The sequence below is a fragment of the Paenibacillus sp. Soil522 genome (genome assembly GCF_001428245.1).
GTDB lineage: Bacteria > Bacillota > Bacilli > Paenibacillales > Paenibacillaceae > Pristimantibacillus.
The window spans coordinates 1-451 of the sequence record NZ_LMRV01000098.1 but is presented as its reverse complement, the minus strand read 5'-3'; the positions used below and the strand labels follow the sequence as shown (position 1 = coordinate 451).

Annotated in this window: 1 protein-coding gene; it reads right to left on the bottom strand. The window is 45.9% G+C overall.

All coding sequences use genetic code 11. The features are described from left to right. Positions 1-451, bottom strand: a 451-nt coding sequence (locus tag ASG81_RS26945) for a carbohydrate ABC transporter permease (protein WP_235549049.1), incomplete at both ends; no start/stop codon positions are given.

The window sequence follows — 451 nt, the reverse complement described above, 5'->3', positions numbered from 1 at the left end:
CCGGACGAAGACAAGGCAGTGTAATACGCCAGAAACATTGGCTCTTATTCGCTCCGTCAATGTGCGCTGCTTCGTACAGACTTTCGGGTATGCCTTGTATGCCTGCCAGCAGGATCAGCATCATAAACGGCGTAGTCAGCCAGATATCTGCTATCATGCAGGAMAKAAGCGCAAATCTTTCGTCTGACAACCACAAGATGCTCTGCGGGCTGTCAATGATACCCATCTTGAAAAGAAAGGAATTAAGAATTCCGAATTGATCGTTGAGCATRAACTTCCAAATTAAACCGCAAACAAGCGGTGCGATCATAAGCGGACTTAAAAATAACGTACGCGCAAAATGACTGCCTTTGAAACCCGTGCTTAACAGCAGCGCCAGAATTAATCCGAGYACGAGCTCGATCGACACCGCTCCAATTACAAAAACGATAGTATTGTAAAGGGAGTGATA